This window comes from Roseateles sp. UC29_93, assembly GCF_042695725.1.
Classification (GTDB): domain Bacteria; phylum Pseudomonadota; class Gammaproteobacteria; order Burkholderiales; family Burkholderiaceae_C; genus Roseateles; species Roseateles noduli_A.
In genome coordinates this window covers 4,747,166-4,773,330 of sequence record NZ_CP170545.1, presented here as the reverse complement: position 1 = coordinate 4,773,330, position 26,165 = coordinate 4,747,166, and the positions used below count along the sequence as shown (strand labels likewise).

The following is a 26,165-nucleotide window of genomic DNA, read 5'->3' as shown; positions in this document are numbered from 1 at the left end:
AGCACCGTCACCGGCACGCGCACGGCGAAGCTGGGCTTGCGGTCCACCGGGCCGACGTAGAGATTGGAGACGAGCAGCCGGCGCGTGGTGTCGATGCCGTCCTTGAAGCCGTTCGCCGCAGGCAAGGGCTGACCCCAGGCAATGCGGGTGTTGATCAGCTGACGGCCCTCGGCCGTCGTCAGCACGATGGTGTTGGGCGAACCGGTGACCAGCCGGGCGGCTTCGCCGTGGAACTGCTCGAGCCGGCCCTCCGCCAGGCTGGGCGAGACGCTCAGCGCCTGCAGCAGCGCGGTGCGCACGGCCATCTCGCGGTCGGCGACCAGGCTCAGCGCCTCGGCGGTCTCGGTGGCGGCGGCCACGGCCGCGCGACGTTCGGTATGGAAGACCGCCATGCCGGCGATCACCGACAGCAGCAGCGTGGGCAGCACGATCAGCCACACCATGGCGCGCAGCCTGCGGCTGACGGACCCGGCGCGCGATGCGGAGAGAGACGGGGTCCGGAGGGGCATGGTGGTCGGATTCTAGAGGGCGCGGTCCGCCGCCGTCCGCCGGCCCGGTGCGCCGCTTGCCCGCACGCCGCAGGGAGCACGCACGATGAAACTGCTGGTGATCGAAGATGAAGAGAAGCTGGGCGACTACCTGCGCGGCGGCCTGACGCAGGAGGGATTCGTCGTCGACCTGGTGCGCGACGGCGTCGACGGCCTGCATCAGGCCAGCGAGGGCCAGTACGACCTGGTGCTGCTGGACGGCGTGCTGCCGGGCATCGACGGCCTGGCCGTGCTGGCGGCGCTGCGCCAGCAGGACCACACGCGCGCGTTGCCGGTGCTGATGATGACGGCGCGCGCCGAGGTCGAGGACCGCGTCCGCGGCCTGCAGGCCGGCGCCGACGACTACCTGTGCAAACCCTTCGCGTTCTCCGAGCTGGTGGCCCGGATCCAGGCGCTGCTGCGCCGCGCGGCCGGCGCCGCGCCGGCCGAGGCCACCGTGCTGAAGCTCGCCGACCTGGAGGTCGACCTGCTGCGCCGCAAGGTCCACCGCGCGGGTCAGCGGCTGGACCTCACGCCCAAGGAATTCAGCCTGCTGACGCTGCTGCTGCGGCGCCAGGGTCAGGTCATGTCCCGGACCGAGCTCGCGGAGCAGGTCTGGGACATGAACTTCGACAGCGAGACCAATGTCGTCGAAGTCGCCGTGCGACGGCTGCGCGGCAAGCTCGACAAGCCCTTCGACGTCGAGCTGCTGCACACCGTGCGCGGCATGGGTTACGTGCTGGAGAGACGCGACGGGTGAGCGGCGACCGCGCTCCTGCGGCGCCAGAGCGCCAGCAGGCCGACGCCGGCCATCAGCATCGCCCAGGTCGAAGGTTCCGGCACCGGCGCGGCGAGCTGCTCGAAGGCCAGCTGCTGCATCACCCGCACCTGTGCCTCGGAGATGCCCAACTGCGCCGCCGAGGTCTCGCCCACGCCCAGGCTGCGCGGATCCAGGCCGGTGATCTTGCCGAAGATCGTCAGCGCCTCCAGGTAGCTGCCGTACATGCTGGCGTGGTAGTTGTCGCTGGCCCACAGCTTGACCTTGCCGGCGTCGATACCGTCGTAAGGGTTGGTGTCCGCGAAGCCCTGGGACATCGCGCGGTTCCAGGCCAGACCGACCGGGATCACGCCGTCGATCTTGTCGGACGCCTGGTCCGCCTGCAGGTAGCCGGTGTAGACGTCCTCGGCCATCTTGTAGATCGACTGGCCGTACCAGGCGCCGCTGGGCGGATAGGTCTGGTCCGCGCGCGACCAGGTCGCCATCAGGTTGATCTTCACACCCGCGTTCTGCGCGTGCAGCGCGTCGGCCAGCAGGCCCGAGTACTGGATCAGCTTGGCCGGATTGCCGGGCTGGGACGCGTCCAGCGTGCTGTAGCTCTGCAGCACGACCCGATCCCACGGCTTGTTGATCAGGTCCATCTTGGTGTTGTAGTGCAGGTCCAGGCCGCTGCCGCCGACCGTCTCCAGGCTGACGTCGTAACTGAGCCCGGCCTGCGCGGTGAAGGCCTTGAACAGCGCCGGGATGCCGCCGATGCCGGTGCCGTTGAGGTCGGTCACGGAGCCGGGGTTGAACTGCATCACCGACGAGCCCTGCGCGTAGGTGAAGCTGTTGCCGACGAACAGGATGCTCTCGGCCTGCGCCGCGCCGATCGACAGCGCGAGGACCATGCCCGCCAGCGGGCGGAGCGTGCGCAGAGTCCCTGGGAACCGGGTGGTGGATCGATTCATGTGTCTTCCTCGGTTGGAGTCGTGAATGCGCGCGGGTCCGATGCCCACGCGCTTCTCCGTTATAGGGAGCGGGACACCGTCCGATAGGCCCGCGACGGCGGCCCCCCTAGAACGCTGTGCGGCCAGCATCGACAACCCGGTGCGTTGGCGCACCCAGGCGGGGACAGTCCCGAGACATCGGGACCTTCCCGCCCCCCCTGCGGGAACGCCTACGCAATGGCACCAAAGACACGCTCCGATACCTCGACGGGCACGGTGATTGCCATAGTGGTCCGCTGGAACGGATGTGCAGTTCCCGGAGCCTATCGATGTCCTTGTCCCTTGCCGCAAACCCTGCCGCCACGCACCCTCGCGCGAACCTGCTGCTCGTGCAGCTGCCCGCCGAGGATCAGGCGCGCTGGTCCGCGCAGCTCGAGACTGTCGAGCTGCTGAAGGGCCGCGTGCTCTTCGAGGCCGGCACGCCCGCCACCCACGTGTATTTCCCGATCACCGCGATCGTCTCGCTGATCCACACGACCCATTCGGGCGACTCGACGCAGGTCGCGATGATCGGCTCCGAAGGCGCCGCGGGTCTGGCGGCGGCGATGGGCGGCGAATCCCCTGCCTGCCGCGCGGTGGTGCAGCGGGCCGGCCTGGCCTTCCGCATGCGGGTGCCGCTGGTTCGGGAGGAGCTGCTGCGCGCCGGCGCGTCCATGCCGCTGATGCTGCGTTATGTGCAGTCGCTGATCGCGCAGATCGCGCACACGGCGGTCTGCAACCGGCACCACTCGCTGGAACGGCAGCTGTGCCGCTGGCTGCTGCTGTGCCTGGATCGTCAGCATGGGCATTGCGAGCTGTCGGTGACGCAGGAGTCGATCTCCAGCCTGCTGGGCGTGCGCCGGGAAGGCGTCACCGAGAGCGCCCAGCGCCTCCAGGCCGCCGGCCTGATCCGTTACTCCCGCGGACATATCGCGGTGCTGGACCGGCCGGGGCTGGAAGCCCGGGCCTGCGAGTGCTACGCCCTGCTCAAGCAGGACTTCCAGCGTCTGCTGCCTCAGGACCTGGACGACGAGAACGCGGCCACCTCTGCCACCTTCGCATCCGTCGCCGTGCAGGCCTGAGGGCGCTGCATCGCTGATTCGAGCATCGCAGCGGGCGTCCCGTCGTGAACGGGCGCCCGTGGAGCGCCTGCTGGGCGCTCCGTGAGGCACGGCGAGAAGCCGGCTTGCGCCGACATCCCTGTCCGACCTGACGTTCCGGCTCGTCCGGGCACCCGCATGCCCTCGCGTTCCGGAACCGCGACCGGTCCCGAAGGACCGGCCGTCCGATCACTTCTCCGAACGGCGGCGACGCGCGATGAAGCCGACCGCGCCGAGGCCGGCCAGCAGCATCGCGTAGGTCGACGGTTCCGGCACGGCCGCGAAGTTGATCGATCCGCCGCCCTGACGGATGCGGAAGCCGCCCGCGAAGGGCTCGACCTGCGACGTCGTGTTGGAGAACGAGGTCAGCGCGATCGTGTAGGCCGGGGACGAGCTCTGGAAGCCCGGCACCAGCCAGTCGATCGTCAGCTTGGCGTTGGCCGACGGATTGAAGGTACCGTCGCCCAGCGGCGTGGTGGCCACCGTGCCCAGCACCAGGGAACCGGTGGCCAGGGCCACTTCGCCGGTCGCGGTTTCGGTCGGCGTGTTGCCGGCGAAGCCGAACGACGAGGTGCCGTTGTAGCCGTACAGCGTGTACGTCAGCGAATTCAGCGCGCCCAGGGTCGGGGTGGTGCCCGGGTTGCCTGGCGTCGTCAGCGTACCGGTACCGCTGAACTGGATGTAGAAGCCATAGTCCGAATTCAGACCGTTGGACGGCAGCGTCAGGCCGCCCAGCTGGGCCGCGCTGATCGACAGGTAGCCCGCTTCGGTGAAGGAGTTGCCGGCCCCGAAGGTGATGGTCGAATAGTTCGACACCAGCAGGTTGTCGGCCGTGAAGGCCGATCCGTTCAGTCCGGCGGTACCCGGGTCCCAGGTGAATTGCGGTAGCGCGGATGCGCTGGCGCTGACGGCGGCCAAGGCGAGAGCCAGCAGGGTACGCTGGAACGCGATGGGCTTCCGGGCGAGCAAAGGCAGGGTCATGGTGGTTGCTCCGAAAGGGAAATCCGCGAATTGCGGACACCGCAGTTCACCACCCGCCACAGAGGGAGTCTGTTCGTCCACCCACATAAAAACTGGCCCTCTTCCGCATGTACCCGGAAGGTGCTACGAACAGCCCCGGTCGTGCCTGAAAACACCCCGCATCCAGGGGGTGCTGCGGTGCAGCAAAAACACGACATCCTCGATGGCATCTGGGGAAAAAGGGCTTCGATGCGCGCGCATCCGCGTGGTCGGAGAGGCCCGCGGAGCGCCTCGACGCGGCACGAAGCGCGCGGACGCGAATTACTGCGCTCGCGCGGCGCTTTTCGGGGGGCTTGCGGCACGGGGCCGACGGGACAATCCGGCATCGCCTCCCGACGACTTCCACGAGCCCCGCACCATGTCCCACCCCGACCGCCCGTCCAGCCGCACCGCCGCCTCCGCTGCCCTCTCCTCGACCGCCGTCTCGGGCGTGGCGGGGCTGATGCTCGGGCAGATCGTCCTGGCGCTGGCGCTGCATCACGGCCGCTCCGTCGAGGGCCTGGGCTACGCGCTCGTGTTCCTGCTGGCCGGCGGCGCGTCCGTGGCCTGCTTCCTCGCGCATCGCCATCAGCAACGTCGCCCCAGGAGCGAACCCGCGCCGCTGCGTCTGTGGGTCGGCGCGCTCGCGCTGGGCGTGTTCGCGTCCATGGTCGTCGCAGGCTCGTTCTGAGCCCGTGCAGCGACGCCTCCCGGCGTCGCTGAGCTCACCCGTCGACGGTGCCTCGAGCCTGCGCCGCCTTTCGTCGACGGCACCAGTCGATGTCACTCGTCGACATCATTCGTCGACGTCTTCCTCTTCATCCGCATGCTCCGGATCGGGACCGGCCGACGGATCGTCGCCGCTGGCCAGGTCCTCCACATCGATGCTCGCGTCGATGTCGTCCGGCGTCGGCGAGCGGCTGACGCGGTCGGGCAGGATGTCGGCGGCTTCGTGATCCCTGCCCGGCGTCGCCGACGCGCGCTCCCCGGTGCCGAAGCGATCGGTGTCGCTGGAGGGGTTGGACGGCGTCGCGCCCAGCTCGTCCGGATCGTCCGCGCCGGTGCTCATCTGACGCTCGCCCGAGACGTCGCTGCCGCTGTCGGAACTGTCGCTCGGACCGAGCGAGTCCGTGCCCCGCCCCTTCGCCTGCGCGGGCGCCTGCGTTCCGCCGAGGATGCTGCTGGTGGCCATGGTGCTTCTCCTGTGAGACCCGAACGGGTCGATGCAGGAGTTCGGCAAGCCCCGAGCCCGACGTTCAGGCCGAGCGCTTCTGGTAGATGCGTTCCTTGGCCGCGATCTCGACGAACTCGCCGGCGTGCGTGGAAAAGCGCAGCGTCTCGCGCGCGCCCAGGCCGAGGAAGCCGTTGCGGCACAGGGCCTCGGTGAACAGGCCCAGCGCGCGGTCCTGCAGCGCACGGTTGAAGTAGATCAGCACGTTGCGGCAGGACACCAGCTGCACCTCGGCGAACACGCTGTCCGTGGACAGGCTGTGGTCGCTGAAGACGATGCGCTCCTTCAGCGACTTGTCCATCAGCACATGGTCGTAGGCGGCGGTGTAGTACTCCGACAGCGAGCCCCGCCCGCCCGACGCCCGGTGGTTCTCGGAGTACAGGGGCACCTGGTCCACGCGGTAGACCCCCGCCTGCGCCTGCGCGAGCGCCTCCTGGCTGATGTCGGTCGCGTAGATCAGCGTGCGGTCCAGCAGGCCTTCCTCCTTCATGAGGATGGCCATCGAGTACGCCTCCTCGCCGCCGCTGCAGCCCGCCACCCAGATCCGCAGCGACGGGAAGGTCCGCAGCACCGGCACGACCTGCTCGCGCAGCGCGCGGAAGTATTCGGGGTCGCGGAACATCTCGCTGACCTGCACGGTGAGGTCGCCCAGCACCGAGCGGAAGACTTCGGGCTCATGCAGCACGCGGCCCTGCAGCTGCGAGAGATTCGCGCAGCCGAAACGCTGCTGCGCGGCCTTCAGCCGGCGCCGCAGCGAACTGCCCGCGTAGTCGCGGAAGTCGTAGTGGTAGCGCTCGTAGATCGCTTCCAGGATCAGCCGGACCTCGAGGTCCGACTCATGCGGGCCGTGCGTCATCGTCCGCCGCTCCTCAGCGCGGCATCCACACCCGCACCAGCGAGAGCAGCTTCTCGATGTCCAGCGGCTTGGCGATGTAGTCGTTGGCGCCCGCGGCCATGCACTTCTCCTGGTCGTCCTTCATCGCCTTGGCGGTGAGCGCGATGATGGGCAGCCGGCGCAGGTCGGCGCGCGCGCGGATCTCGCGCATCGCGGTGTAGCCGTCCATCTCCGGCATCATGATGTCCATCAGCACCAGGTCCACCGGCGGCATCGCGCCCGGTCCCTGCAGCGGCGCGGAGAGCCGCTCCAGCGCCTCGCGCCCGTTGCGCGCGATGTCTACCTTCACGCCCTTGGGCTCCAGCACCGCCGACAGCGCGAAGATGTTGCGCACGTCGTCCTCGACGACCAGCACGCGCCGTCCCTCGAGCATGTTGTCGCGCGCCCGGACCTCCTTGAGCATGCGCTGGCGCTCGGGCGGCAACTGCGCTTCGACCTGGTGGAGGAACAGCGTGACCTCGTCGAGCAGCCGCTCGGGCGAGCGCGCGCCCTTGATGATGATCGAGCGCGAGTAGCGCCGCAGCTGCTGCTCCTGCTGCGGCGTCAGCGTGTGGCCGGTGTAGACGATCACCGGCGGGAAGGACACGTCGTCCTGCGCCGCCATCTGGTCGAGCAGGTCGTAGCCGCTCATGTCGGGCAGGTTCAGGTCCATCACCATGCAGTCGAAGGTCGAGCGGCGCAGCGCCTCGAGCGCCTCCGCGGCGGTGGCGACGCCCTCGATGCGGACCTCGTCGGCGGCCAGCAGGTGGCGGATGCTGTCGAGCTGGCGCGCGTCGTCCTCGACCACCAGCACCGTGCGCAGGCGCTGCGAGAACTTGGCTTCGAGCTTGTGCAGCGCGACCTCGAGTTCCTCGCGCTTGACCGGCTTGAAGGCGTAGCCGATCGCGCCGCGCTCCATCGCCTCGTGCGTGTAGTCGGCCACCGAGATCACGTGCACGGGGATGTGACGCGTCAGGGGCTCGCGCTTGAGCTGGTCCAGCACGCCCAGGCCGGAGTGGTCGGGCAGGTTCATGTCGAGCAGGATCGCGCTGGGCGCGTAGCGCTGCGCGATCGACAGGCCGTTCTCGGCCGTGTGCGCCATCAGGCAGACGAAGCCCATCTCGCGGATCAGGTCGCGCAGGATCAGGGCGAAGCGCTGGTCGTCCTCGATGATGAGGATCGCGCGGTCGCCCGGTACCCAGGACAGGCGGTCGTCGTCGAGTTGCGGCAGCCGCGGTTCCGGCGCGGCCGGCGCGGGCTCGCGCAGCAGGGACTCGGTCGTGGCCGTCGCCTCCTCCGCCGCGCTCCGGGCCGGTTGCATCGCGGGCAGCACCGCATCGAAGGCGGGCACCGCCGGCGGCGCCCTCAACGGCCCATGCTGCGGCGCCTGCGCCGGCGACAACGGACGCGGACGCTCGTCGTCGACCGGCGCCTCGTGCGCCAGCGGCAGCACCAGGCTGAAGACCGAGCCCTGCCCCGGCGTGCTCTGCAGGTGGATGTCGCCGCCCAGCAGCCGCGCCAGGTCGCGCGAGATCGACAGGCCCAGCCCCGTGCCGCCGTACTTGCGGTGGGTGCTGCCGTCGGCCTGACGGAAGGCGTCGAAGATCAGCGCCTGCTGGTGCTGGGGGATGCCGATGCCGGTGTCCTTCACCGTGAAGGCCAGCCGGCCGTCGGTGGTGGCGCCGACCTCCATGCGCACCGAGCCGCGCTCGGTGAACTTCAGCGCGTTGGACAGCAGGTTCTTGAGCACCTGGCCGATCCGCGCCTCGTCGGTCTCGATCCATTCCGGCGCGCCCGGCGCGAGCTGCAGGCCGAAGGCCAGGTTGCGCTGCGCCGCGACCGGCGCGAAGACCTGCGTCAGCTGCTGCAGCAGGCGCGGCACCGAGACGCGCTCGATCTGCATGTCGACCTTGCCGGCCTCGATCTTGGACAGGTCCAGGATGTCGTTGATCAGCATCAGCAGGTCGTTGCCGGCGGAGCTGATGGTCTGAGCGAAGCGGACCTGCTCGTCGCTCAGGTTGCCTTCCTTGTTGTCGGACAGCAGCTTGGCCAGGATCAGTGTCGAGTTCAGCGGCGTGCGCAGCTCGTGGCTCATGTTGGCCAGGAACTCGCTCTTGTACTGGTTGGAGCGCTCCAGCGCCTCGGCGCGCTCCGTCAGCAGCGCCTGCGCCTGCGTCAGTTCGGACCGCTGCAGCTCCAGCTGCCGCGCCTGTTCCTCGAGCTGGGTGTTGCTCTCCTCGAGGTCGGTCTGCTGCTTCTCCAGCCGCAGCTGCGAGTCGCGCAGCGCGTTGCCCTGTTCCTCGAGTTCCTCGTTGCTGGCGCGCAGCTCTTCCTGCTGCATCTGCAGTTCCTCGGCCTGGCGGCGGCTCTCTTCGAGCAGGGCCTCCAGCCGGCTGCGGTCCTTGGCGGCGCGCAGCGCCATCGCGATCGGCTCGGCGACGCGCGCCAGCAGTTCGCGTTCGGCCTCGCCGACGTGATGGAGGAAGCCCAGCTCGATCACGCACTGCACGCGCTTGTCCAGGCCGGCCGGCGCGATCAGCAGCTCGGTCGCATCCGCGCGACCCAGCGACGACGTGACCGGCAGATAGTCCGCCGGCAACTGGGTCACATGCACCGGTCGGCGGTCGCGCGCCGCCTGGCCCAGCAGCGTGTCGCCGCCGCGCACGACCGGCGGCGCCGCGTCCGTGCCCGTCGCCACCGGCAGCGCATAACCGCCGACGCGCAGGAAGCTGCCGTCCTCGTGCGCCACGTAGAACGCCCCGACGCGCGCATCGGTCCAGCGTGCGAGGAAGCTGGTGGCGATGTCGGCGAGCCGCTCGACGTGCGGATCGCCCTGCAGTTCGACGCCCAGTCCGGCCTGGCCGGCCTTCAGCCATGCCTCGGTCTTGGCGGCCCGGTAGCCTTGCGAACTCAGCACCGCCGCGACGGCCGTGAGCAACAGCAGCAAGGCCGAGCCGCCCCACATCACGCCGACCGTCTGCTGCACCGCGCCGTCCCACAGCGCGCGGCGTTCGGCGGCGCGGTCGCGTTCCTCGCGTTCCATCTCGCCGAGCAGCGTGCGGATGCGCTCCATCAGGATGCGGCCCCGGTCGCCCTTCACGGTCGCCACGGCGGCCACGTTGTCGCCATTGCGGCGGGCCGCGATGGTCTCTTCCATCTCGGCCAGCTTGGCCTTGAAGAGCTGCTCCGCCGCCTCCAGCCGCGCGAGCTGCGGGCGGTAGTTCTGGAAGCTCGCCCGCAGCCGCTCCGCGGCGGCGGGAATCGTCACCTGCGCCGTGTTGAAGGGCACGAGGTAAGTGTCGATGCCGGTGAGCAGGTAGCCGCGCTGACCGGTCTCGGCATCCTTCATCGCCGAGCCCAGCGTCTGGATCTGCTCCTGCACGACCAGCGTGCGCGCCATCGCGTCGGCCGAGTCGGACTGCGCCTGCTGCGAGCGCCACGAGAACCAGGCGGTGATCAGGATGGTGACCACCGCCACCGCGAAGCCGAGCATCGTCGGCAGCGGCAGCCAGTCGTGGCGGCGCACGCCGTGGGCCAGGTGGAGGTCGTTGCCCGAGTAGGCTTTGGAGGCGGCGGTGGACGTCGTGATAGTCATGGAAGCGAAAACGGGGCGGCCGGGGTGGCGCCGCATGCTAGCGCGCGCCACCCCGGCCGGCCCCAGGAGTCCTCACTGGGTCGATCGATCGATGACCGTGTCCCGCCTACTCGCGCGGCTCGCCGCGCGCGTTGACGGTCACGGTCGCTCCCGGCGGTTGCCGGGTCTGCATGTAATGGTCCTGTCCCTTGAAGCGATAGGTCACGTCCCAGTACTGGGGGTTGCCGCTGTTGGGCGAGGCCCCGCAGCGCTGCACGTTGCGCACGTCCTTGTCGCGGTTGACGTTGCTGCCGACCACCGCGCCGCCGACGGCGCCGGCCGCGGTCGTCACGGCCTGTCCCGAGCCGCCGCCGAACTGGTGGCCCAGGATGCCGCCGAGCACGCCGCCGATCACCGCGCCGCCGACGTTGGGCCGGTCGCGCACTTCCTTCTGCTCGATCCAGCAGCGCTGCTGCTCGTCGCCCATCACGGCGCGCACCGAGACGACCTGCGCCTGGTACAGGCCTTCATCGCCGCGGCGGAGGTAGGTCGGTTGCGGATCGGGGCCGTAGCGGTCGCGGCTGACGTCCTCGCCGACGCGGCGCGCCGAGCTGATCCGGTTGTCCAGGCCCATCGAGCGCAGCGACGGATAACTGCCCGGCTGCAGCACGCGGCAGCGGCCGGTGTAGCCCGGGTCCTCGCAGACCTCCCAGCGCTCGCCGCGGACCTCGATGGACGATGCGCGGTCGTCGAAGCCGATGTCCTTGAGGAAGTTGATCTGCGCGTCGGCGCCCGCGTTGCGGCCGCGGAAGTTCTCGTTCTCGTAGAACGTGATGTCGGCCATCGCGTGGCCCGCCAGCGCGTAGGCGGCGGCCGCGACGGCGGCCTTGAGCGCCAGCGTCTTCCTGGAGTTCCCGGGTGTGGAGGAGCGGTTCATGGCAGTCCCCATCGTGGTTGCTGTGATGTCACCACTGTGGGCCGGCGCGAGCGCCGGGTCTGTCGGGCCGCGCTGGGGTCGCGTGTAGGACGCCGCGCCACGCGCGTTTCGGCCTGCATGCCTGCTGCACTGCGGCATCGATGGTCCCGCTCAGCGTTCCGATTGGAGCCGCGGCAGCAGCAGCTCGAACATCGTGCCCTGCCGCGCCCGCGACACGCCGATCAGCGATCCGCCGTGCGCGCGCGCGACGCGCTCGGGTTCCTGCAGGCCGGGGCCGACCTGCGCCGAGGACATGCCCGACACCGGCTCGTTGCCGCCGAAGAGGTGGATGGAGGCCTCCGGCGCGAGCACCGTGTCGAAGCTGATGCGCAGCATCAGCGAGCGCTGCGCGCTGCCGTCGACCTGGATGCGGATCGTGCTGTCGCCGGCGTGCGTCGCCGCCTGCATCAGCAGCTGGTCCAGGGTCTGCGCCATCAGCTCGACGTCGAAGTCGCCGCTCGTGTCCCCGATGCGGTCGAAGGCGGGCGGCGCCCACATCACGGCCTGGTTGCTCTCGATGTCCAGCCGCTGCGCGGCCAGCGTCGCCAGATCGCTGCGCTCGGGCTGGACCTGCAGCAGTTCGCAGGGCCGGCGCGCCAGGCTGCCCAGGTGGTCCACCTGGCGGCCCAGCAGCGTCGCGGCGGCCTTGACCCGCTGGCCGGCCTTCTGCAGCGACGGGGATTCGGTCTGACGGATCAGCAGCTCGGCGTTGAGCATCATGACCGACAGCGGGCTGCGGATGTCGTGGCTCAGCGCGCTCAGCATCAGCGCGTTGACGCGCGCCAGCCGCTCCTGCTCGACGATGCGCTCGGCCAGCAGCTGGCGCTGGCGATGCAGGTCGGCGAAGACGGCGACCTTGCTGCGCAGCACGTGCGCGTCGACCGGCTTGTAGATGAAGTCCACCGCGCCGGCCTCGTAGCCCTTGAAGCTGCGCTGCGCCTCCTGCGAGCCGGCGGTCAGGAAGATGATCGGCACATGCCGGGTACGCTCCGTGCCCCGCATCAGCTCGGCGAGCGTGAAGCCGTCCATGCCCGGCATCTGGATGTCGAGCAGGGCCAGCATCACATCGTGCGTGAGCAGCAGTTCCAGCGCGGCGGGCCCGGAATCCGCCGTCAACACCCCCAGGCCGGAATCGGCCAGCAAGGCTTTCATCGCGAGCAGGTTTTGCGGCTTGTCGTCCACCACCAGCACGCTCATCTGATCCGCCACGTCGTTCTCCCAATCTTGGTCTTGAATGTCTGACAGCGCCATTGGGCAACCGGCATGCCCACGCCGACTTGGGAGATACCCGCCCCCAATCCTCGCCCGAGGAGGGGCGTGGGCGGATGCCGCCAAGAGTACGATCGCGCCCGCCGCGCGGTCCCCCCGCGCCGGCCCCGATTGCCTCCCCCTTCCCGATTCCCGTTCCGCCTTCCCGCATCACATGCGCCCACCCGCGCCCCGAGAGGACCCGATGAAACAGAACAGCGCCGCCGTCGAAGAACTCCTGTCCGTCCACCGCGACCAGGTCCTGGCCGAATGGCAGGCGGAGTTGGCCTCCGGCAGCGGCGGCCGCACCCTGTCCAGCGAAGGTCGCGAGACCGGCGAACTGCTGAACGCCATCCTCGGCGGCGTGCGCGCCAGCGGCGGCACGGAGAACTTCGACGATGCGGCCTGGTCCAACGTGCGCGCCGTGCTGGCCCAGCTGTCGGCCTCGCGCGCCGCGCAGGGCTCCACGGCCGCGGACACCAGCCGCTTCGTGCTCGCGCTGAAGAAGCCGCTCTTCAGCGGCGTGCAGCGCAAGTTCGCCGGCGACGCGGCGGCGCTGGGCGACGCGACCTGGGCGATCTCGACGCTGCTGGACCACATGGCGCAGTACACCGTCACGACCTACCAGCGCAGCCGCGAGGAGATCATCGGCCGCCAGCAGCAGGAGCTGCTGGAGCTGTCGACCCCGGTGGTCAAGCTGTGGGACGGCGTGCTGGCCGTGCCCATGATCGGCACGCTGGACAGCGGCCGCACGCAGCTGGTGATGGAGGCGCTGCTGCAGCGCATCGTCGAGACCGGCTCCGCGCTGGCCATCATCGACATCACCGGCGTGCCGACCGTGGACACGCTGGTCGCGCAGCATCTGCTCAAGACCGTCACCGCGATCCGGCTGATGGGCGCCGACGCGATCATCAGCGGCATCCGGCCGCAGATCGCCCAGACCATCGTGCACCTGGGCATCGACCTCGAAGGCATCACCACCAAGGCGACGCTGGCGGACGCGCTGTCGCTGGCGATGAAGCGCGCCGGGTTCGTGGTGACCAAGGGCAGGCCCGCCGGCGGCACTGGCTTCGTGGGCGCGGCATGACGACACGCATCCCGATCCTGCGCATGGGCAGGACCCTGCTGGTCACCATCCAGGTCGACCTGCAGGACCAGACCGCGCTCGCGCTGCAGGACGATCTCGCCAACAGGATCCAGGACACGGGCGCGACCGGCGTCCTCATCGACATCTCCGCGCTGGAGATCGTGGACTCCTTCATCGGCCGCATGCTGGCCGGCATCTCCAGCATCGCCAAGGTGCTGGGGGCCAATTCGGTCGTCGTCGGCATGCAGCCGGCGGTCGCGATCACGCTGGTGGAGCTGGGCCTGTCGCTGCACGGCGTGCGCACCGCGCTCAACGTCGAACGCGGCATGGCGCTGCTGCGCCAGGCCGACGAGGCCGACGCCGACCTCGAGAGCAACCTGGCGGCCGGCGATGGCGACCCGAGCGACCTCGGCGACGTCGGTGATGCCGGTCACGGCTTCGACCGGGGGCCTGGCCGGTGACGGCGTCCGACACCGCCTCGGGCTCGCTGCCCATCCGCAGCGAACCCGACATCGTCCTGTCGCGCCAGCTGGTGCGCAAGCTCACGCAGGAACTGAAGTTCTCGCTGGTCGACCAGACCAAGATGATCACGGCCGCCAGCGAGCTGTCGCGCAACACGCTGATCTACGGCGGCGGCGGCGCGATGGAATGGGCCTTCGTCCAGTCGGGCGTGCGCACGGGACTGCGACTTGCCTTTGTCGACCAGGGACCGGGCATTCCGGATCTGGAGTTGGCGATGAAGGATGGATGGACCTCGGGCAACGGCATGGGCATGGGCCTGTCCGGCAGCAAGCGGCTGGTGAACGATTTCGAGCTGGAGTCCGCACCAGGACGCGGGACGCGCGTGACGATCACGCGCTGGAAGTAGCCATGCGCGCGTATCGACGCTTCCCCATCGACGACGCGAGTCAGGTGGGCGAGGCCCGGCGTGCCGCCCAGGCGCTGGCGTCGGAGCTGGCCTTCGACGAGGAGGCCGCCGGCCGGCTTGCGCTGGCGGTGACCGAGCTCGGCACCAACCTGTTCCGCCATGTCGGGCCCGGCCGCCAGGCCGCGCTGCTGATCGGCGTGGACGAGTCCGGCCCCCTTGACGACACCGCCGGCGCCGCCGTGCAGGTGCTGTCGCTGGACCGGGGCAACGGCATGGACCTGTCTCGCTGCCTGCAGGACGGCTACAGCACCGGCGGCACGTCCGGCACCGGGCTCGGCGCGATCCGGCGCAGCGCCGACCGCTTCGGCGGCTTCTCCGCGCCGCAGCGGGGCACGGTCCTGGCGGCGCGTTTCGGGCCACGCACCGACCGGAGCCGCATCGGCGCGCCGGCCAGCTTCCCCTCCGCCTTTTCACCCGGCTTCCCCGCTGCCGCCGACACCGCCTTCGACGTCGGCGGACTGTCGCTGGCCGCCCCGGGCGAGACCGTCAGCGGCGACGCCTGGGCGCTGCGCCGCGATCGCGACCAGGATCACGACCGCTGGTCGCTCGCCGTGGCCGACGGGCTCGGTCACGGCGTCGACGCGGCGGCGGCGGCGGACAAACTGATGACGCTGCTCGCGCGCGCCGAGCCCGGTCACCTCGTCTCGCCGGCGGCGTTCCTGGAGCGCTCCCACGACAGCCTGCGCAGCACGCGGGGGTGCGGCGTCGGCGGCGCTGTCGCTCACGCCGGACGGCCCGCTGCTGTTCGCCGGCGCGGGCAACATCTCGGGCCGCCTGATCTCGGGCGTGTCCGACCGGACGCTGCTGTCCCAGCACGGCACGCTGGGTCTGCAGATCCGCCGGCTGCAGGATGTCGTCTACGATTGGCCGCCGCATGCGGTGCTGGTGCTGCACTCGGACGGGATCGTCAGCCGCTGGTCGCTGGAGGACACGCCGGGCCTGCTCCAGGCCGACCCGGCGGTGATCGCCGGCTGGATCCTGCGGGACCACCTGCGCGGCAAGGACGACGCGACCGTGGTGGTGGTCCGCCGCCGGGACCCGCGCCACCAAGGCGGCGACGATCGGAGCCCCGCGGCGCCGGTCGAACGCGCATGAGACGCCCATGAAGGACACGATGCCCACCGACGACCCCGCCGCCCTGATCGACGCGCTGGCCACCTCGCAGGCGCAGGTCGAGGCGCTGCAGGCGGAGCTCGACGAGACCAACCGTGGCGTGCTGGCGCTGTACGCGGAACTCGACACGCAGGCGCAGCAACTGCGCCAGGCCACCGAGCTCAAGAGCCGCTTCCTGGCCTACATGAGCCACGAGTTCCGCACGCCGATCTCCTCGATCCGCAGCCTGACGCGGCTGCTGCTGGACCGCGTCGACGGTCCGCTGACCGACGAGCAGGAAAAGCAGATCAACTTCATCCGCACCACCTCGGAAGAATTTGCCGACATGGTCAACGACCTGCTCGACCTGGCCAAGGTCGAGGCGGGCCGCATCGACATCTCGCCGGCCTGGTTCGAGCTGGTCGACCTCTTCGCGGCGCTGCGCGGCATGTTCAAGCCGGTGCTGGTCAATCCGGACGTGCAGCTGGTCTTCGAGGAGCCGCACGGCATCTCGCAGCTCTTCACCGACGACGCCAAGCTCTCGCAGATCCTGCGCAACTACATCTCCAACGCATTGAAGTTCACCGCGCAGGGCGAGGTGCGCGTGAGCGCCGTGACCGCCCCGGGCGCGGACGGCGGCGAGGACGAGATCACCTTCGCCGTGGCGGACACCGGCATCGGCATCGCGCCGGAGTTCCATGACGCGATCTTCCAGGACTTCACCCAGATCGGCTCGCCGATCCAGAAGCGGCTGCGCGGCACGGGCCTGGGCCTGTCGCTGAGCAAGCGGCTGGCGGAGCTGCTCGGCGGCCGCGTCGGGCTGCGCAGCGAGCCGGGCGTGGGATCGGTGTTCTCGGTGACGCTGCCGCTGCGGCTTCCCGGCGCGCCGGACGCCGGCCATGACGCGGCCAGAGCCGCCGCACCGGGAGTCGCCACGGAGGTGCCCGACGCATGAGCGAGCCGCGCGTCATCGACCGCTCCCGGCACCGGCTGCTGGTCGTCAACGACGACCCCATCGGCCGCTACACGACGGTGCGCCTGCTCAACGCGGCCGGCTTCCCGACGCTGGAAGCGGGCACCGGCGCGGACGCCCTGCGCGTCGCGGACCAGGGCCTGTCGGCCGTGGTGCTCGACATCCACCTGCCCGACATCGACGGCTTCGAGCTGTGCCGCCGGCTGCGCGCGCAGGCCAGCACCTTCCGGCTGCCGGTGATCCACCTGACCGCGGCCTACCTCACCGACGAGGACAAGGTGCGCGGCCTGGATGCCGGCGCCGACGCCTACCTCACGCACCCGGTGGAGCCGGCGGTGCTGGTCTCGACGATCCAGGCGCTGGTGCGCACGCGCGCGGCCGAGGACGCGATGCGGCGCAGCGAGACCAAGTTCCGCGCCGTCTACGCCCAGGCGCCCGGCGGCATCTGCCTGCTCAAGGCCGGCGACGGCACGGTGCTGGACGCCAATCCGGCGATGCTCGCGCTGCTCGGCCTGGGTCCGGACGAGGGTGAGTCCGTCATCGGACGGCCGCTGACGGACTTCGTCGACGCCGCCGACCTGCCCGCCGCGCGCGACTTCGTCGCCGCGCTGGGCAACGACGGCCTGCAGGCCGAGTTCTCCCTGCAATCGGGCGACGGCGCGGGCGTGCCGGTCGAATGGACCGCCTCGCCCCCGATCGAACCCGGGGTGTGCATGGCGATGGCCGCGGACATCTCGCAGCAGCAGCTGCTCGCGCTCCAGCGCCAGGAACTGCTCGACCGCGAGCGCAGCGCGCGCGGCGAGGCCGAGGCGCTGTCGCGGATGAAGGACGACCTGATCGCGGTGCTGTCGCACGAGCTGCGCACGCCGCTGAACGCGATCATGGGCTGGACGCACGTGCTGCAGCGGCACAGCCCGCCGGACCTGCTGGCGAAAGGCCTGGCGGCGATCGACCGCAACGTGTCCATCCAGGCGCGGATGATCACGGACATCCTCGACATGTCGCGCCTGAACATCGGCAAGCTGCCGTTGGCGCGCGAGCGCGTCGAGGCCGGCGAGGTGCTGCGCGCGGCGGTGGCGGTGATCCAGCACAACCTCGATGCCAGCGGGCATCGGATCGAACTCGACCTGCACGACGAGTCCACCGTCCTGCTGGCCGACAGCGGCCGGCTGCAGCAGGTGATCTGGAACCTGATGGGCAACGCGGCCAAGTTCTCGCCGCGCGGCAGCGCGATCACGCTGTCGCTGCGGGCGCGGGACGCGGGCGTGCTGGTCGAGGTGCGCGACGAGGGCCAGGGCATCGCGCCCGAGTTCCTCCCGCATGTCTTCGACCGCTTCACACAGAGCGACGCCGCGAGCAGCCGCCAGCACGGCGGGCTCGGGCTGGGCCTGGCCATCGTCAAGAGCCTGATCGAGGCGCACGGCGGCTGGGTCGACGTGCGCAGCGAGGGGCGCGGGCGCGGCGCGGCGATCCGGTTCTGGCTGCCCGGCGAGGAGACGGCGCCGACGACGCTGGAAGCCGACACCGCCTCCGGCGGGCTGAGCGCCTTCGGCGCGCTCGGCGAGGCGGGCACGGCGGACGAGACGGCGGTCCCCCTGACCGGGCTGCGCGTGCTGGTGGTCGAGGACGACGTGGACGCGGGCGCGATGCTGAAGCTGATCCTCGAGGACCGGGAGGCGCGGGTGACCGTGGTCCACGGCGCGGACGAGGCGCTGCTGGCGCTCGCCGGCAACGCGTTCGAACTGCTGATCAGCGACATCGGCCTGCCGGGCCGCGACGGCTACGAGCTGATCCGCGACATCCGCGCCCTGGAAACGCCCGGTGAACGCCTGCCGGCGATCGCGTTGACGGCCTTCTCGCGCGATCTGGATCGGAAGCAGGCGCTGCAGGCCGGCTTCGACGCGCATCTGGCCAAGCCGCTCAAGCCGCAACTGCTGATGCGGCTGGTGGAGCAGCTCGCGGCGCATTGAGCCGCTGCCGTTGCTGGAACGGGAGCACCGGTTCGGCAGAAATTTCCTGCATGCAGGAGCAGCCGATGACGAATGTCAATTCGCTGGGCAAACCTGTTCGAGGGTGGCGCATGACAAATGCGGCATGTGCAACTTCCAGGCGTTGCCGGCCGCGACCGCGGAGCCGGCTGCGTTTCCGCCATGCCATCCTTTCAGAAGCCCTCGCCAGGCACCGGGCAGATCGACCCCTATGACCACACCTCGATGGAGGTGGAGGGGTATGAAGTCACCGTCGGTCTGAATGACGGATGCGAACTGGACGAGCACCAGCTCAAGTTCGTCGATCGCCTCGTCGAGCGCATCGACGAGCGGGCCAAGACGACGAAGACGGCGTTCTCCGCGCATTTCGAGCCGCGCCGTCTGATCGAACGGCACCTCCTGTCGAAGGATCCCGCGTTCAGGGCCATGTGCATGCGCGGCATCGACCTGCTGCGTGTGAACCGCGACGCCGATGACGGCGCGGTCGCACTGGCTGCGCGACGCACGGCGGACGCGGCGGAGGTCTTCCTGGACTCGTCGGAGGCGCGCGACCCGCGGCTGAGGAAGTTCGGTCTCGAGGTCCGGCTCCGCGCCCGGGAGACGATGCAGGAACGCATCCAACGGGAACCGCAGCAGCGGGGCGAAGCGACCGCGATCACCGCGCGGTCCGACGCCTTCGTCCTCGTGACGCGCGAACGCGCGCGGCTGATGGCCGAGTTCCTCGGCGTGCATCGAACGCCGGACGTGCCGGGCGTCGACTTCATCCTCGACGCCCACGGCAAGGTCGCCTATGCCTTCAAGCCGATGGCGGCATCGGCGGCGGTGCAGTCGGTCTGCATGTCCAGACTTCATGCCGCCATGTTCCCGGCCTTGGGCTATCGGAAGGACGCGACGCCCTCGTCGACGGCGATGATCGTGTCGATGCCGGCACGTCCTGCTCCTCCCACCGGCGATGTCGACGATGTCGACGAAGCGCTCGGTCTGCTCATGATGCCGCCGCCAGGCTTCGAACTCTGCCTGGACTCCCCGGGCGAAGGCAGGGACGTCGGCCGCCAGCGCCTGGCCGACGCGCTGGCCCGCCCCTTGAACGACCTTGCCTTCGACCATCTGGCCCTGTCCGCGCTGTGCGCCGGGGGGCAGGGCTTGCGTCTGGACGGGGTGCTGGTCGACGAACGCGGGCGCGCCTGGGTGCTCGATCACGAACACCTGCTTGCCGATCGCCACGCGGGCCTCGACTCGACGGCCGTCGGAACCGGCCAGGGTCGCGCTTCACCCACGGAGGGGCGCATCCCGGCCGACCTGCCGATGCGCCCGGGTCGGCTTCACGCCCTCGGTCAACTCGACGTGCCCCAGCTGACCCGGCGTCTCGCCGCCACCTGGCAGGCCACCGATCGTGAGCGACGGCTGCTGGGAGAGGCGCTCGGCAAGACCAGCAAGGCCGACATCGCCGCGACGGATCGCCTGTGGCCCGACCCGGCCGCCGTGGCGCACCTGAAGGATCGCCTGGAGGTCGTGCAGCATTGGGCGGCCTCCTGCGATCGCAGCAACGACGAGTTGCTGGCCACCGAGGACGCGACGGAGGTCGAGGACCTGAGCGACGCGCTGTCCCAGCAGTCGTCGATCCGCTGGCTCCTGTCGAGAGTCGCCCGTGACGATGTGGGCAGCCGCCCGGGAGATCGCGCAGACGCGTGAACCGCAGTGCATTGCCGCGCGACAAACGGGAATGACGCCTCTGCACCCCGCGCGCGCTGCGCTCCCTGATGCTCCCCCGCTGAAGTCGCGCCCCGGGCGCCCCGAGGCGCCCTCTCCTCCGCCCCGCCAGACCTGGCTCCAGACGCGACGCCGGTTGCGGTTCGCGGTGGACGACTTGCGGCGCGCGGTGATCGAACGCTGCGAGTCGCATCCCGATCGCACGCGCCTCACCGTGGCGCTCGACGACGCGGTCGCGGACCTGGAGACGCTGATCGACGGCTTCGACGGGCCGTTGATCGAACTGCTCGAGGCCGTCGAGACCACCTCCGATCGCGAGGTCCGCGACGACGTGCTGCGCCGCGTCGGCGCCCATGTCGCCGACGGCCGCACCCGCTTCGCCACCGACGACCTGGTCGAACTGATGGACACCAACGGCTTCATCGAACTGGGCCTGCGATCGGGACTGGACGCGGCGCTCGTCGAGATCTCGCGCCAGCTGGGGAGCACGCCACCGCGCTCTCCGACGTCCGCGTCCGCGTCCTTGTCCACGCCCTCGCCCAACGCGCATTTCTCGCCCTTCAAGACCTGACCCCCATGCCTCGTCATTCCTCCATCGATTCACCGTCCCGCATCGGCACGCCGTGCGGCGGGACCGCACCGGGGACCGCGCTCCCCGACGACGGAAACGGCCTCGAATGGGACGGGAGCCACTTCTGCGAGCGCCTGCTGCAGCGATCGGCTCCGCCTGACGACGCCCTCCCGCCGGGCCCCGACCTGACGGCCGAAGAGAACCTCCGCGAGGTGTTCCCGCCGCCGCGGCTCGACGCGCTGATGGCCCGCAGCCCGGTCAGCCGGATCCTCAGGCGACCCAAGGATGCCGCCTACGTCGCGGTCCTCCAGGCGGCGAAGCAGGCCGTCCAATCCGCCACGCCAGGAGACGGCGCGCATCGGAAGGGCGCGCATCGGAAAGGCACGCCGATGTCGATCGCCGAGGTACGCCAACGCTGCCGGGACTATCTCAACGAGCGCGCCGCGACGGTGATGGCGGCCACCGCCGATGGCCGGATGGCCTCGGATCGCTTCCACAGCGACCTGCGCCGGCTCAACGAGGTGAAACTCCTCGAGGGATGTCTGGCGAAGACGCTCGGTCCCACGTCGCCCCGCCCGGCCCTCCCGGACGCTGGCGCCCCCGATTTCGACGAGCGCCTGCGGGCGCTCGCCGATGACTGGAGTCGCACGTCCGCGGTGGTTCCGGCTCCCGGACGGTCCCATGTGCTGCTGCTCTGCGATGCCGACGGGCAGCCCGGCATCGCCTTCCGTCCGACCGAAGACGATGCGTCGGTGCTGCGGGAACGGATGGCGGCCACGCTGGACGACCTGCTGCGGTCGAGCGTCGGTCTCTCGCTGGGTCTTCCGCGTCCTGTCGCGCATGAGCTGGCCGGCCGCGGCCCCGGCGTGCTCACCGCCGCCCCGGGCCCCCTCCCGCCCGCCCTGCGGATCGCGTACGAGGCCCTCCACCGCCCAGGCGCCGGCGGCGCGGCACAGCTCCAGCAGGCGGCTCGTGAAGCGATGGACGGACTGGCACCGGCCGCGCTGCAGCAGATCGCGCTGACGCGCTTGTTCACCGACAACTGGCAGGCGGGCTGGGACGGCCTGCTGGTCGACGTCGACGGCCGGTGCTGGCATCTGGACGGCGCCGAGACCTTCCCCGAGGACGACGGCATCGTCTGGCTTCTGGACGAGATTCAGGCCGGCGGCGCCCGCGCGGCGCTGTTCAGCCCCCCGCCGGTCGATCGGTCGTCGACGGCATGGGATGCGCCGCTGGACGCCGCGCTGGTCGCCAAGGTGCGTGACATCGACACGGACGACCTCACGTGGTGTCTCTGCATGACCGCCCTGCGGCCCTGGCCGGCCACCGGATCGGTGGCCCCGGAAGCCGATCATGAAGGCGCACCGCGCGCGGCGGCGATCAGCAACGCGCTGTTCCGTCCCATTGACGCCATCGACGCCGTGCAGACGCTGATCGCGGAGGAACCCTCCCTCTCGCTGCGTCAATTGCTGGCGCGTTATCCCGAGGTGCTGGATTGGTTCAGGTCGAGGCCGACCGCCTCGCGCCGACTGAGCGGGACGAATGACCGGGACGACTGACCGGGACGACTGACGGCACACACCACGGAACATCGACGACATGCGCCTCCCGTTCCTTGCGCGCCCGCGCGACCTCGACCCGTCCGCAACCGCAACCGCATCCGCCATGGGCCCCGGCGAGACCGACCCGCGGCGACACCGTGCGCTGGACAAGCCGCAAGGCCGATTCGTCGAGGCACTGCTGAGCCGGCTCGGCGTCGGCCCGGCCCGTCGACGCGCGCAGCAGCGACGGATCGACCGGGAGTTCCCGCTGCGCCACGACGCCGCGTGGCCCGCCACCGCCATCCCGGACGCGTCGTTGGCCCGGGCCGCGTCGTTGTCCCGGACCGAGGTGGCATCGCGGCAGACGGCGGCACATGCCGGCGCGATGCGCAGGCGATTCGGCGCCACGGCGGCGGACACCGGATCGAGCCAGGTCCTGCTGATCCACAACGCCGCCGGCGGTGTCGCCCACGTCGTCAAGCCGCTGGCGGCTGAATCCGACCAGAGCGGCCTGCCCGCGGGGGCGGCGGCGTTCCGCGAAGTGATGGCCGCGGCGGCGCACGCGGAGATCACCCGGCAGACGGGCTTTCGCTTCGCGGAGAACCGCGCCTGCATCGCCCGCTTCGATGACGCCCCGGCGCTGATCCAGACTGGTCTGCCCGGGCGGACCCTGGGCACTGCCGCCACCGCCGCGGCCGAGCGCGGGGCCATCGACGCGGTCCAGTACCGCCGCTGGATCGACGCGGACGGCGAGACGGCCTCGCGGATCCCCGCGCCGGAACTCCAGCGCGCCGTGCTGGCCAAGCTCATGCTGGGCGACCTCGACCTGCAGTGGGAGAACCTCTGCGTCGAGGACGACGGTCGCTGTCATGCCATCGACTTCGGTCTGGCGTTTCTCGAACCGATGGGCATGGCCGCCGTCCATCACCGCCCCGTCCGCATCAACGGCCTGCTCAGGCATCCGCTGCGAGAGACATCGCTCGCCGCCGCCGATGCGCCGCTGGATGCCGGCCTGGTCGCTCGCCTGCGGTCGATCAACGCGGACGAGCTGGAGGCGCGGCTGTTCAGCGTGCGCCGGCAGGTGCGGGACTGCCACGAGCTTCACCTGTGCGCCGCCAATCCGCGCGCCTTCCCCGATGAACTCCTGAGCCGCGACGCCGTCCGCCTGGGCGTGCGCAGCCTGCGCCTCGTGCAGCAGCTGGTCGAGGAGGATCCGACGCTGTCGCTGCGCATCCTCGTCGACCGTTATCGACAACGGCTGAGCGAACTGACCACGCCGGCGGCCCGCGCCACGGCTCGCCCTCGGGCAGACGATCGCCGACCGGCAGGTCGAGCGGACCCGCTCGCCGAGCTCCGCGCCTTCGACCGGCGGCTCTGGCCGCACGCGGCCGTCCCGCTCACCCCGTTGGCACCCTGGGCCACGCTGACACCCGGTCCGTCGGTGACGATGCCCGCCTGGGCCGTGCCCGGGCGGGATCGCCGGATCGAGGAACTTCGCCGCTGGATGGCGGAGACCGCCCAGTCCGTGGACGATCTCGACGAACACGATACGGTCCGCATCCAGGTCGTGCGCGACCGGCTGAACATGCTGACGGAAATGATCATCGCCGCCGAGTCGCGCTACAGCCGCAACGACAGTCCCACCCAGAACGAGCGCCCCGGCGCCGGCTCGTAGAACCGGCCGTTGCCGTCGTTGACGATGACGCTGCCGACGTAGCGGCGGTCGGCGGCGTTGTCGATGCGCGCGGTCAGTTCCGCACGCATCGCGCCGAAGGTCCATCCGTGGCGGGCGCGCAGGTTGAGCAGGCCGTACCCGGCCGCGGCCTCGCTGTTGATGTCGTTGGCGGCGGTGCGCTTGACACCGCGCCATTCGAGCGCGAGCTCCCCGTCGCGTGCGGCCTCGAACGGCCGCCACGCCAGTTCGGCGTAGGCGCTGCCGCCGTTGGTGCCCGCGATGCGATTGCCCGCGGCAACCGGCACGTTGGCCGTCGGACACGGCGTGCCGGTGCAGGTCAGGAAGCCGTCGCGGTAGCGCGCCTTCAGCGTGCCGAGCGCCATCTGCGCGCGCCAGCGCGGCGCGAGGTCCCAGGCGCCGGACAGTTCCACGCCGCTGCGCCGCGTGCGTCCGACGTTCTGGAAACTTGAGCGCCCGCCGCTGTTGGACAGCACACCGATCTCGTCGCGCGTGGCGACGTGGAACGCGGTGGCGTCGAGCTCGACATCACCCCCGCGCCACTTCGCCCCGATCTCCTGCTGCAGGCTCTTCTGCGGCCGCAGCGCGGTGTTGAAGCCGCCCGACCCGTCGGCGCGGTAGGCCAGTTCGTTGAGCGTCGGCGATTCGAAGCCGCGTCCCAGCGCGGCGTGCAGCAGCAGCGACGGCGCGAGCTTCCACCCGAGGCCCACCGCCGGATTCGCGTAGTCGTAGCGCAGCGATCCGGAGTCGTCGCCGTTGGCCAGGAAGCGGTCGCGGGCGGACAGCGACACGCGTCCCGCGCGCACGCCGGCGCTGGCGGTGAGCGTCGTCGTCAGCGGCAGTTCCAACTGCGCGTAGGCCTCGCGCGTGACGGCCTCGTTCTCCTCGTTGCGGCGCAGCGCGCCGGTCACGCCCAGCTGCTGCGACGCGCCGGTGCCGACGAAGTTCTCGTAGCCCTGGCGATCGTCCGTCTGGCGCTCCACGTTCACGCCGGTGACCAGCGTCGCCGGTCCGAGCCGCCACAGCAGGCGGGCGTCGACACCGTCGTAGCGGCGGCTGAAGTCCACGACCCCGCCGCCGCTGCCGGCGGGTGTCTGCGCGCCCACGGCGATGGACTGCCACTGCGTCACCGAACGCCGCCCGCCGTAGGCGGTCAGGACACTCTCGGACAAGGCGCCCGCCTCGTCGAAACGATGCCGCCAACGCGCGCCGAGCTGCGTCTGGCTCGCGTTCTTGCGGGTGTTGAACTGCTCCGCCTGCGAAGCCGTCTGGTCCGGATCCGCCGCGAACTGCGCGGCGGTCAGTCCGAGCGGATCCTGCGCGCGCTGGTCGATGTCGCTGATGAGCAGCAGCACCTGGTCGCGCGCGCCAGTCCAGGCCAGGCGCCCGTTCGGCCAGGGTGCGTCGCGCGGCGCTGTGCGGGCGCAAGCCGTCGGTCTCCATGTGCGACACGCCCCCTTGCGCTTCCCAGCCGTCGCCGAAGGGCGTGCCGGCGGTGACGCGCGCCTGGCGCAAGCCGGCGCTGCCGGCGTCGAGATCCAGTTCGGCGAAGCGCTCGCGCACCGGGGCGCTCACCAGCGCGATGACGCCGCCCGAGCTGTTGCCGTAGAGCGCCGAGAACGGCCCGCGCAGCACCTCGATGCGCGCGGCGGAGGCGAGGTCGAAGTGCGTGACCTGGCCCTGCCCGTCCGGCATCGTGGCCGGGATGCCGTCCGTGTAGAGCCGCAGTCCGCGCACCCCGAACGGCGCCCGGGCGCCGAAGCCGCGCGAGGACAGCTGCAGGTCCTGCGCGTAGTTCTGCCGGTTGTTGGCGGTGAGGCCGGGGACACGGTTGAGCGCCTCGGACAGGTTGATCATCGGCCCGGCGCCGCGCAGCGTGTCGGCGTCGATGACGGACACCGCATACGGCGCCTCGTCGAGCCGGCGCTCGGCCACGCTGCCGGACACGACCACGGTCGGCAGCGCCTGCGCGTTCGATGCCTGCGCGTTCGGTGCCCGCGCGTTCGATGCCTGCGCGTTCGGTGCCGGCGCTGGCGCCTGCTGGGCGAAGGCCGGTCCGCCCAGCAGTCCCAGGGCCGCGCTCGCGCAGGCGGTGTATCGAATCGTCTTCATCATCCTCCCAGGAATGCCTGTGTACCGCATTTCGAACAGGCAGCTGCCAGAGCAAGCGGGGTGCCAGGTGTTGTTCGTGGCAAGACGGTTCGCGGAACCACCGGTTGTCGGATGAAGACATATGGTCATGCCCGCAGCATCGATCCCACCGGGATGGCGGCCGGGCGGCCAGGAGTTCCATCGCATGCCGACCGT

Annotated in this window: 23 protein-coding genes and 2 pseudogenes; 16 read left to right on the top strand and 9 right to left on the bottom strand. The window is 70.7% G+C overall.

The window, feature by feature from the left end; genetic code table 11:
- The first annotated feature begins 186 nt into the window (after nt 1-186).
- Together ACFJIX_RS22260 and ACFJIX_RS22255 are read left to right on the top strand one after the other, a co-directional pair.
- Nucleotides 187-525: a hypothetical protein gene (locus ACFJIX_RS22260; protein ID WP_377154886.1), complete on the top strand. Its 339-nt coding sequence runs from the start codon at nt 187-189 to the stop codon at nt 523-525.
- Between the two features lie 69 nt (nt 526-594).
- The gene (locus ACFJIX_RS22255) at nt 595-1,287 is read left to right on the top strand and encodes a heavy metal response regulator transcription factor (RefSeq protein ID WP_377154885.1); all 693 of its coding nucleotides are present in this window, start codon (nt 595-597) and stop codon (nt 1,285-1,287) included.
- Here ACFJIX_RS22255 and ACFJIX_RS22250 read toward each other — a convergent pair.
- Nucleotides 1,260-2,255: a DUF4886 domain-containing protein gene (locus ACFJIX_RS22250; RefSeq protein ID WP_377154884.1), complete on the bottom strand. Its 996-nt coding sequence runs from the start codon at nt 2,253-2,255 to the stop codon at nt 1,260-1,262. The two genes, ACFJIX_RS22255 and ACFJIX_RS22250, sit on opposite strands and share 28 nt — an antisense overlap.
- A 308-nt stretch (nt 2,256-2,563) precedes the next feature.
- Here ACFJIX_RS22250 and ACFJIX_RS22245 point away from each other — a divergent pair, with 308 nt between their 5' ends.
- Entirely contained in the window at nt 2,564-3,355 is a 792-nt protein-coding gene (locus tag ACFJIX_RS22245) for a Crp/Fnr family transcriptional regulator (protein WP_377154883.1), read from the top strand.
- Between the two features lie 207 nt (nt 3,356-3,562).
- Here the strand turns inward: ACFJIX_RS22245 and pepA are convergent, their stop codons facing one another.
- A complete protein-coding gene (gene pepA / locus ACFJIX_RS22240; RefSeq protein ID WP_377154882.1) occupies nt 3,563-4,354 on the bottom strand; it encodes a flocculation-associated PEP-CTERM protein PepA in 792 nt (263 codons plus the stop codon).
- A 397-nt stretch (nt 4,355-4,751) separates the two neighbouring features.
- Between pepA and ACFJIX_RS22235 the strand changes: the two genes are divergently transcribed.
- Entirely contained in the window at nt 4,752-5,063 is a 312-nt protein-coding gene (locus tag ACFJIX_RS22235; protein ID WP_377154881.1) for a hypothetical protein, read from the top strand.
- 105 nt (nt 5,064-5,168) lie between these two features.
- Here ACFJIX_RS22235 and ACFJIX_RS22230 read toward each other — a convergent pair whose 3' ends face one another.
- The 5 genes from ACFJIX_RS22230 to ACFJIX_RS22210 form a co-directional block, all read right to left on the bottom strand.
- Nucleotides 5,169-5,564, bottom strand: a complete 396-nt coding sequence (locus ACFJIX_RS22230) for a hypothetical protein (RefSeq protein ID WP_377154880.1) — start codon at nt 5,562-5,564, stop codon at nt 5,169-5,171.
- Between the two features lie 64 nt (nt 5,565-5,628).
- Nucleotides 5,629-6,459: a CheR family methyltransferase gene (locus tag ACFJIX_RS22225; RefSeq protein WP_377154879.1), complete on the bottom strand. Its 831-nt coding sequence runs from the start codon at nt 6,457-6,459 to the stop codon at nt 5,629-5,631.
- A 13-nt stretch (nt 6,460-6,472) separates the two neighbouring features.
- The gene (locus ACFJIX_RS22220; RefSeq protein WP_377154878.1) at nt 6,473-10,072 is read right to left on the bottom strand and encodes a response regulator; all 3,600 of its coding nucleotides are present in this window, start codon (nt 10,070-10,072) and stop codon (nt 6,473-6,475) included.
- A 106-nt stretch (nt 10,073-10,178) separates the two neighbouring features.
- On the bottom strand, nt 10,179-10,988 hold the full coding sequence (locus ACFJIX_RS22215; RefSeq protein ID WP_377154877.1) for a beta/gamma crystallin-related protein: 810 nt from the start codon (nt 10,986-10,988) through the stop codon (nt 10,179-10,181).
- 150 nt (nt 10,989-11,138) lie between these two features.
- Nucleotides 11,139-12,236, bottom strand: a complete 1,098-nt coding sequence (locus ACFJIX_RS22210) for a response regulator (protein ID WP_377154876.1) — start codon at nt 12,234-12,236, stop codon at nt 11,139-11,141.
- 244 nt (nt 12,237-12,480) lie between these two features.
- Here ACFJIX_RS22210 and ACFJIX_RS22205 point away from each other — a divergent pair, with 244 nt between their 5' ends.
- From ACFJIX_RS22205 to ACFJIX_RS22160, 10 genes and pseudogenes are all read left to right on the top strand, one after another.
- Entirely contained in the window at nt 12,481-13,362 is an 882-nt protein-coding gene (locus ACFJIX_RS22205) for an STAS domain-containing protein (protein WP_377154875.1), read from the top strand.
- Nucleotides 13,359-13,715 (top strand): annotated as a pseudogene (locus tag ACFJIX_RS22200) (STAS domain-containing protein); the annotation flags it as partial. The gene ACFJIX_RS22205 and the pseudogene ACFJIX_RS22200, both read left to right, overlap by 4 nt.
- A gap of 104 nt (nt 13,716-13,819) precedes the next feature.
- Nucleotides 13,820-14,230 (top strand): anti-sigma regulatory factor, encoded by a 411-nt coding sequence (locus ACFJIX_RS22195; RefSeq protein ID WP_377154874.1) that lies wholly within the window; start codon nt 13,820-13,822, stop codon nt 14,228-14,230.
- A 2-nt stretch (nt 14,231-14,232) separates the two neighbouring features.
- Nucleotides 14,233-15,396 (top strand): ATP-binding protein, encoded by a 1,164-nt coding sequence (locus ACFJIX_RS22190; protein WP_377154873.1) that lies wholly within the window; start codon nt 14,233-14,235, stop codon nt 15,394-15,396.
- Nucleotides 15,393-16,337: a sensor histidine kinase gene (locus ACFJIX_RS22185; protein WP_377154872.1), complete on the top strand. Its 945-nt coding sequence runs from the start codon at nt 15,393-15,395 to the stop codon at nt 16,335-16,337. Before ACFJIX_RS22190 ends, ACFJIX_RS22185 begins: the two co-directional genes overlap by 4 nt.
- The gene (locus ACFJIX_RS22180; RefSeq protein ID WP_377154871.1) at nt 16,334-18,325 is read left to right on the top strand and encodes a response regulator; all 1,992 of its coding nucleotides are present in this window, start codon (nt 16,334-16,336) and stop codon (nt 18,323-18,325) included. Before ACFJIX_RS22185 ends, ACFJIX_RS22180 begins: the two co-directional genes overlap by 4 nt.
- A gap of 180 nt (nt 18,326-18,505) precedes the next feature.
- Nucleotides 18,506-20,035: a hypothetical protein gene (locus ACFJIX_RS22175; protein WP_377154870.1), complete on the top strand. Its 1,530-nt coding sequence runs from the start codon at nt 18,506-18,508 to the stop codon at nt 20,033-20,035.
- Nucleotides 20,036-20,201: 166 nt separating this feature from the next.
- Nucleotides 20,202-20,624, top strand: coding sequence for a hypothetical protein (locus ACFJIX_RS22170; protein ID WP_377154869.1), 423 nt, complete (start codon nt 20,202-20,204; stop codon nt 20,622-20,624).
- Between the two features lie 5 nt (nt 20,625-20,629).
- Entirely contained in the window at nt 20,630-22,183 is a 1,554-nt protein-coding gene (locus ACFJIX_RS22165; protein ID WP_377154868.1) for a hypothetical protein, read from the top strand.
- A gap of 106 nt (nt 22,184-22,289) precedes the next feature.
- Entirely contained in the window at nt 22,290-23,840 is a 1,551-nt protein-coding gene (locus ACFJIX_RS22160) for a hypothetical protein (RefSeq protein ID WP_377154867.1), read from the top strand.
- On the opposite strand, the gene ACFJIX_RS22155 is transcribed toward ACFJIX_RS22160, so the two are convergent.
- Nucleotides 23,786-25,213 carry a TonB-dependent receptor family protein gene (locus tag ACFJIX_RS22155; protein ID WP_377154866.1) on the bottom strand — a complete coding sequence of 476 codons (1,428 nt, stop codon included), beginning with the start codon at nt 25,211-25,213 and terminating at the stop codon, nt 23,786-23,788. The two genes, ACFJIX_RS22160 and ACFJIX_RS22155, sit on opposite strands and share 55 nt — an antisense overlap.
- 86 nt (nt 25,214-25,299) lie before the next feature.
- On the opposite strand from ACFJIX_RS22155, the gene ACFJIX_RS22150 reads away from it, so the two are divergent.
- Nucleotides 25,300-25,467, top strand: a complete 168-nt coding sequence (locus ACFJIX_RS22150; RefSeq protein ID WP_377154865.1) for a hypothetical protein — start codon at nt 25,300-25,302, stop codon at nt 25,465-25,467.
- Between the two features lie 35 nt (nt 25,468-25,502).
- Here ACFJIX_RS22150 and ACFJIX_RS22145 read toward each other — a convergent pair.
- Nucleotides 25,503-25,757: pseudogene (locus ACFJIX_RS22145) on the bottom strand (TonB-dependent receptor plug domain-containing protein); the annotation flags it as partial.
- Here ACFJIX_RS22145 and ACFJIX_RS22140 point away from each other — a divergent pair.
- The gene (locus ACFJIX_RS22140) at nt 25,690-26,085 is read left to right on the top strand and encodes a hypothetical protein (RefSeq protein ID WP_377154864.1); all 396 of its coding nucleotides are present in this window, start codon (nt 25,690-25,692) and stop codon (nt 26,083-26,085) included. The pseudogene ACFJIX_RS22145 and the gene ACFJIX_RS22140 sit on opposite strands and share 68 nt — an antisense overlap.
- The last annotated feature ends 80 nt before the right edge of the window (nt 26,086-26,165 follow it).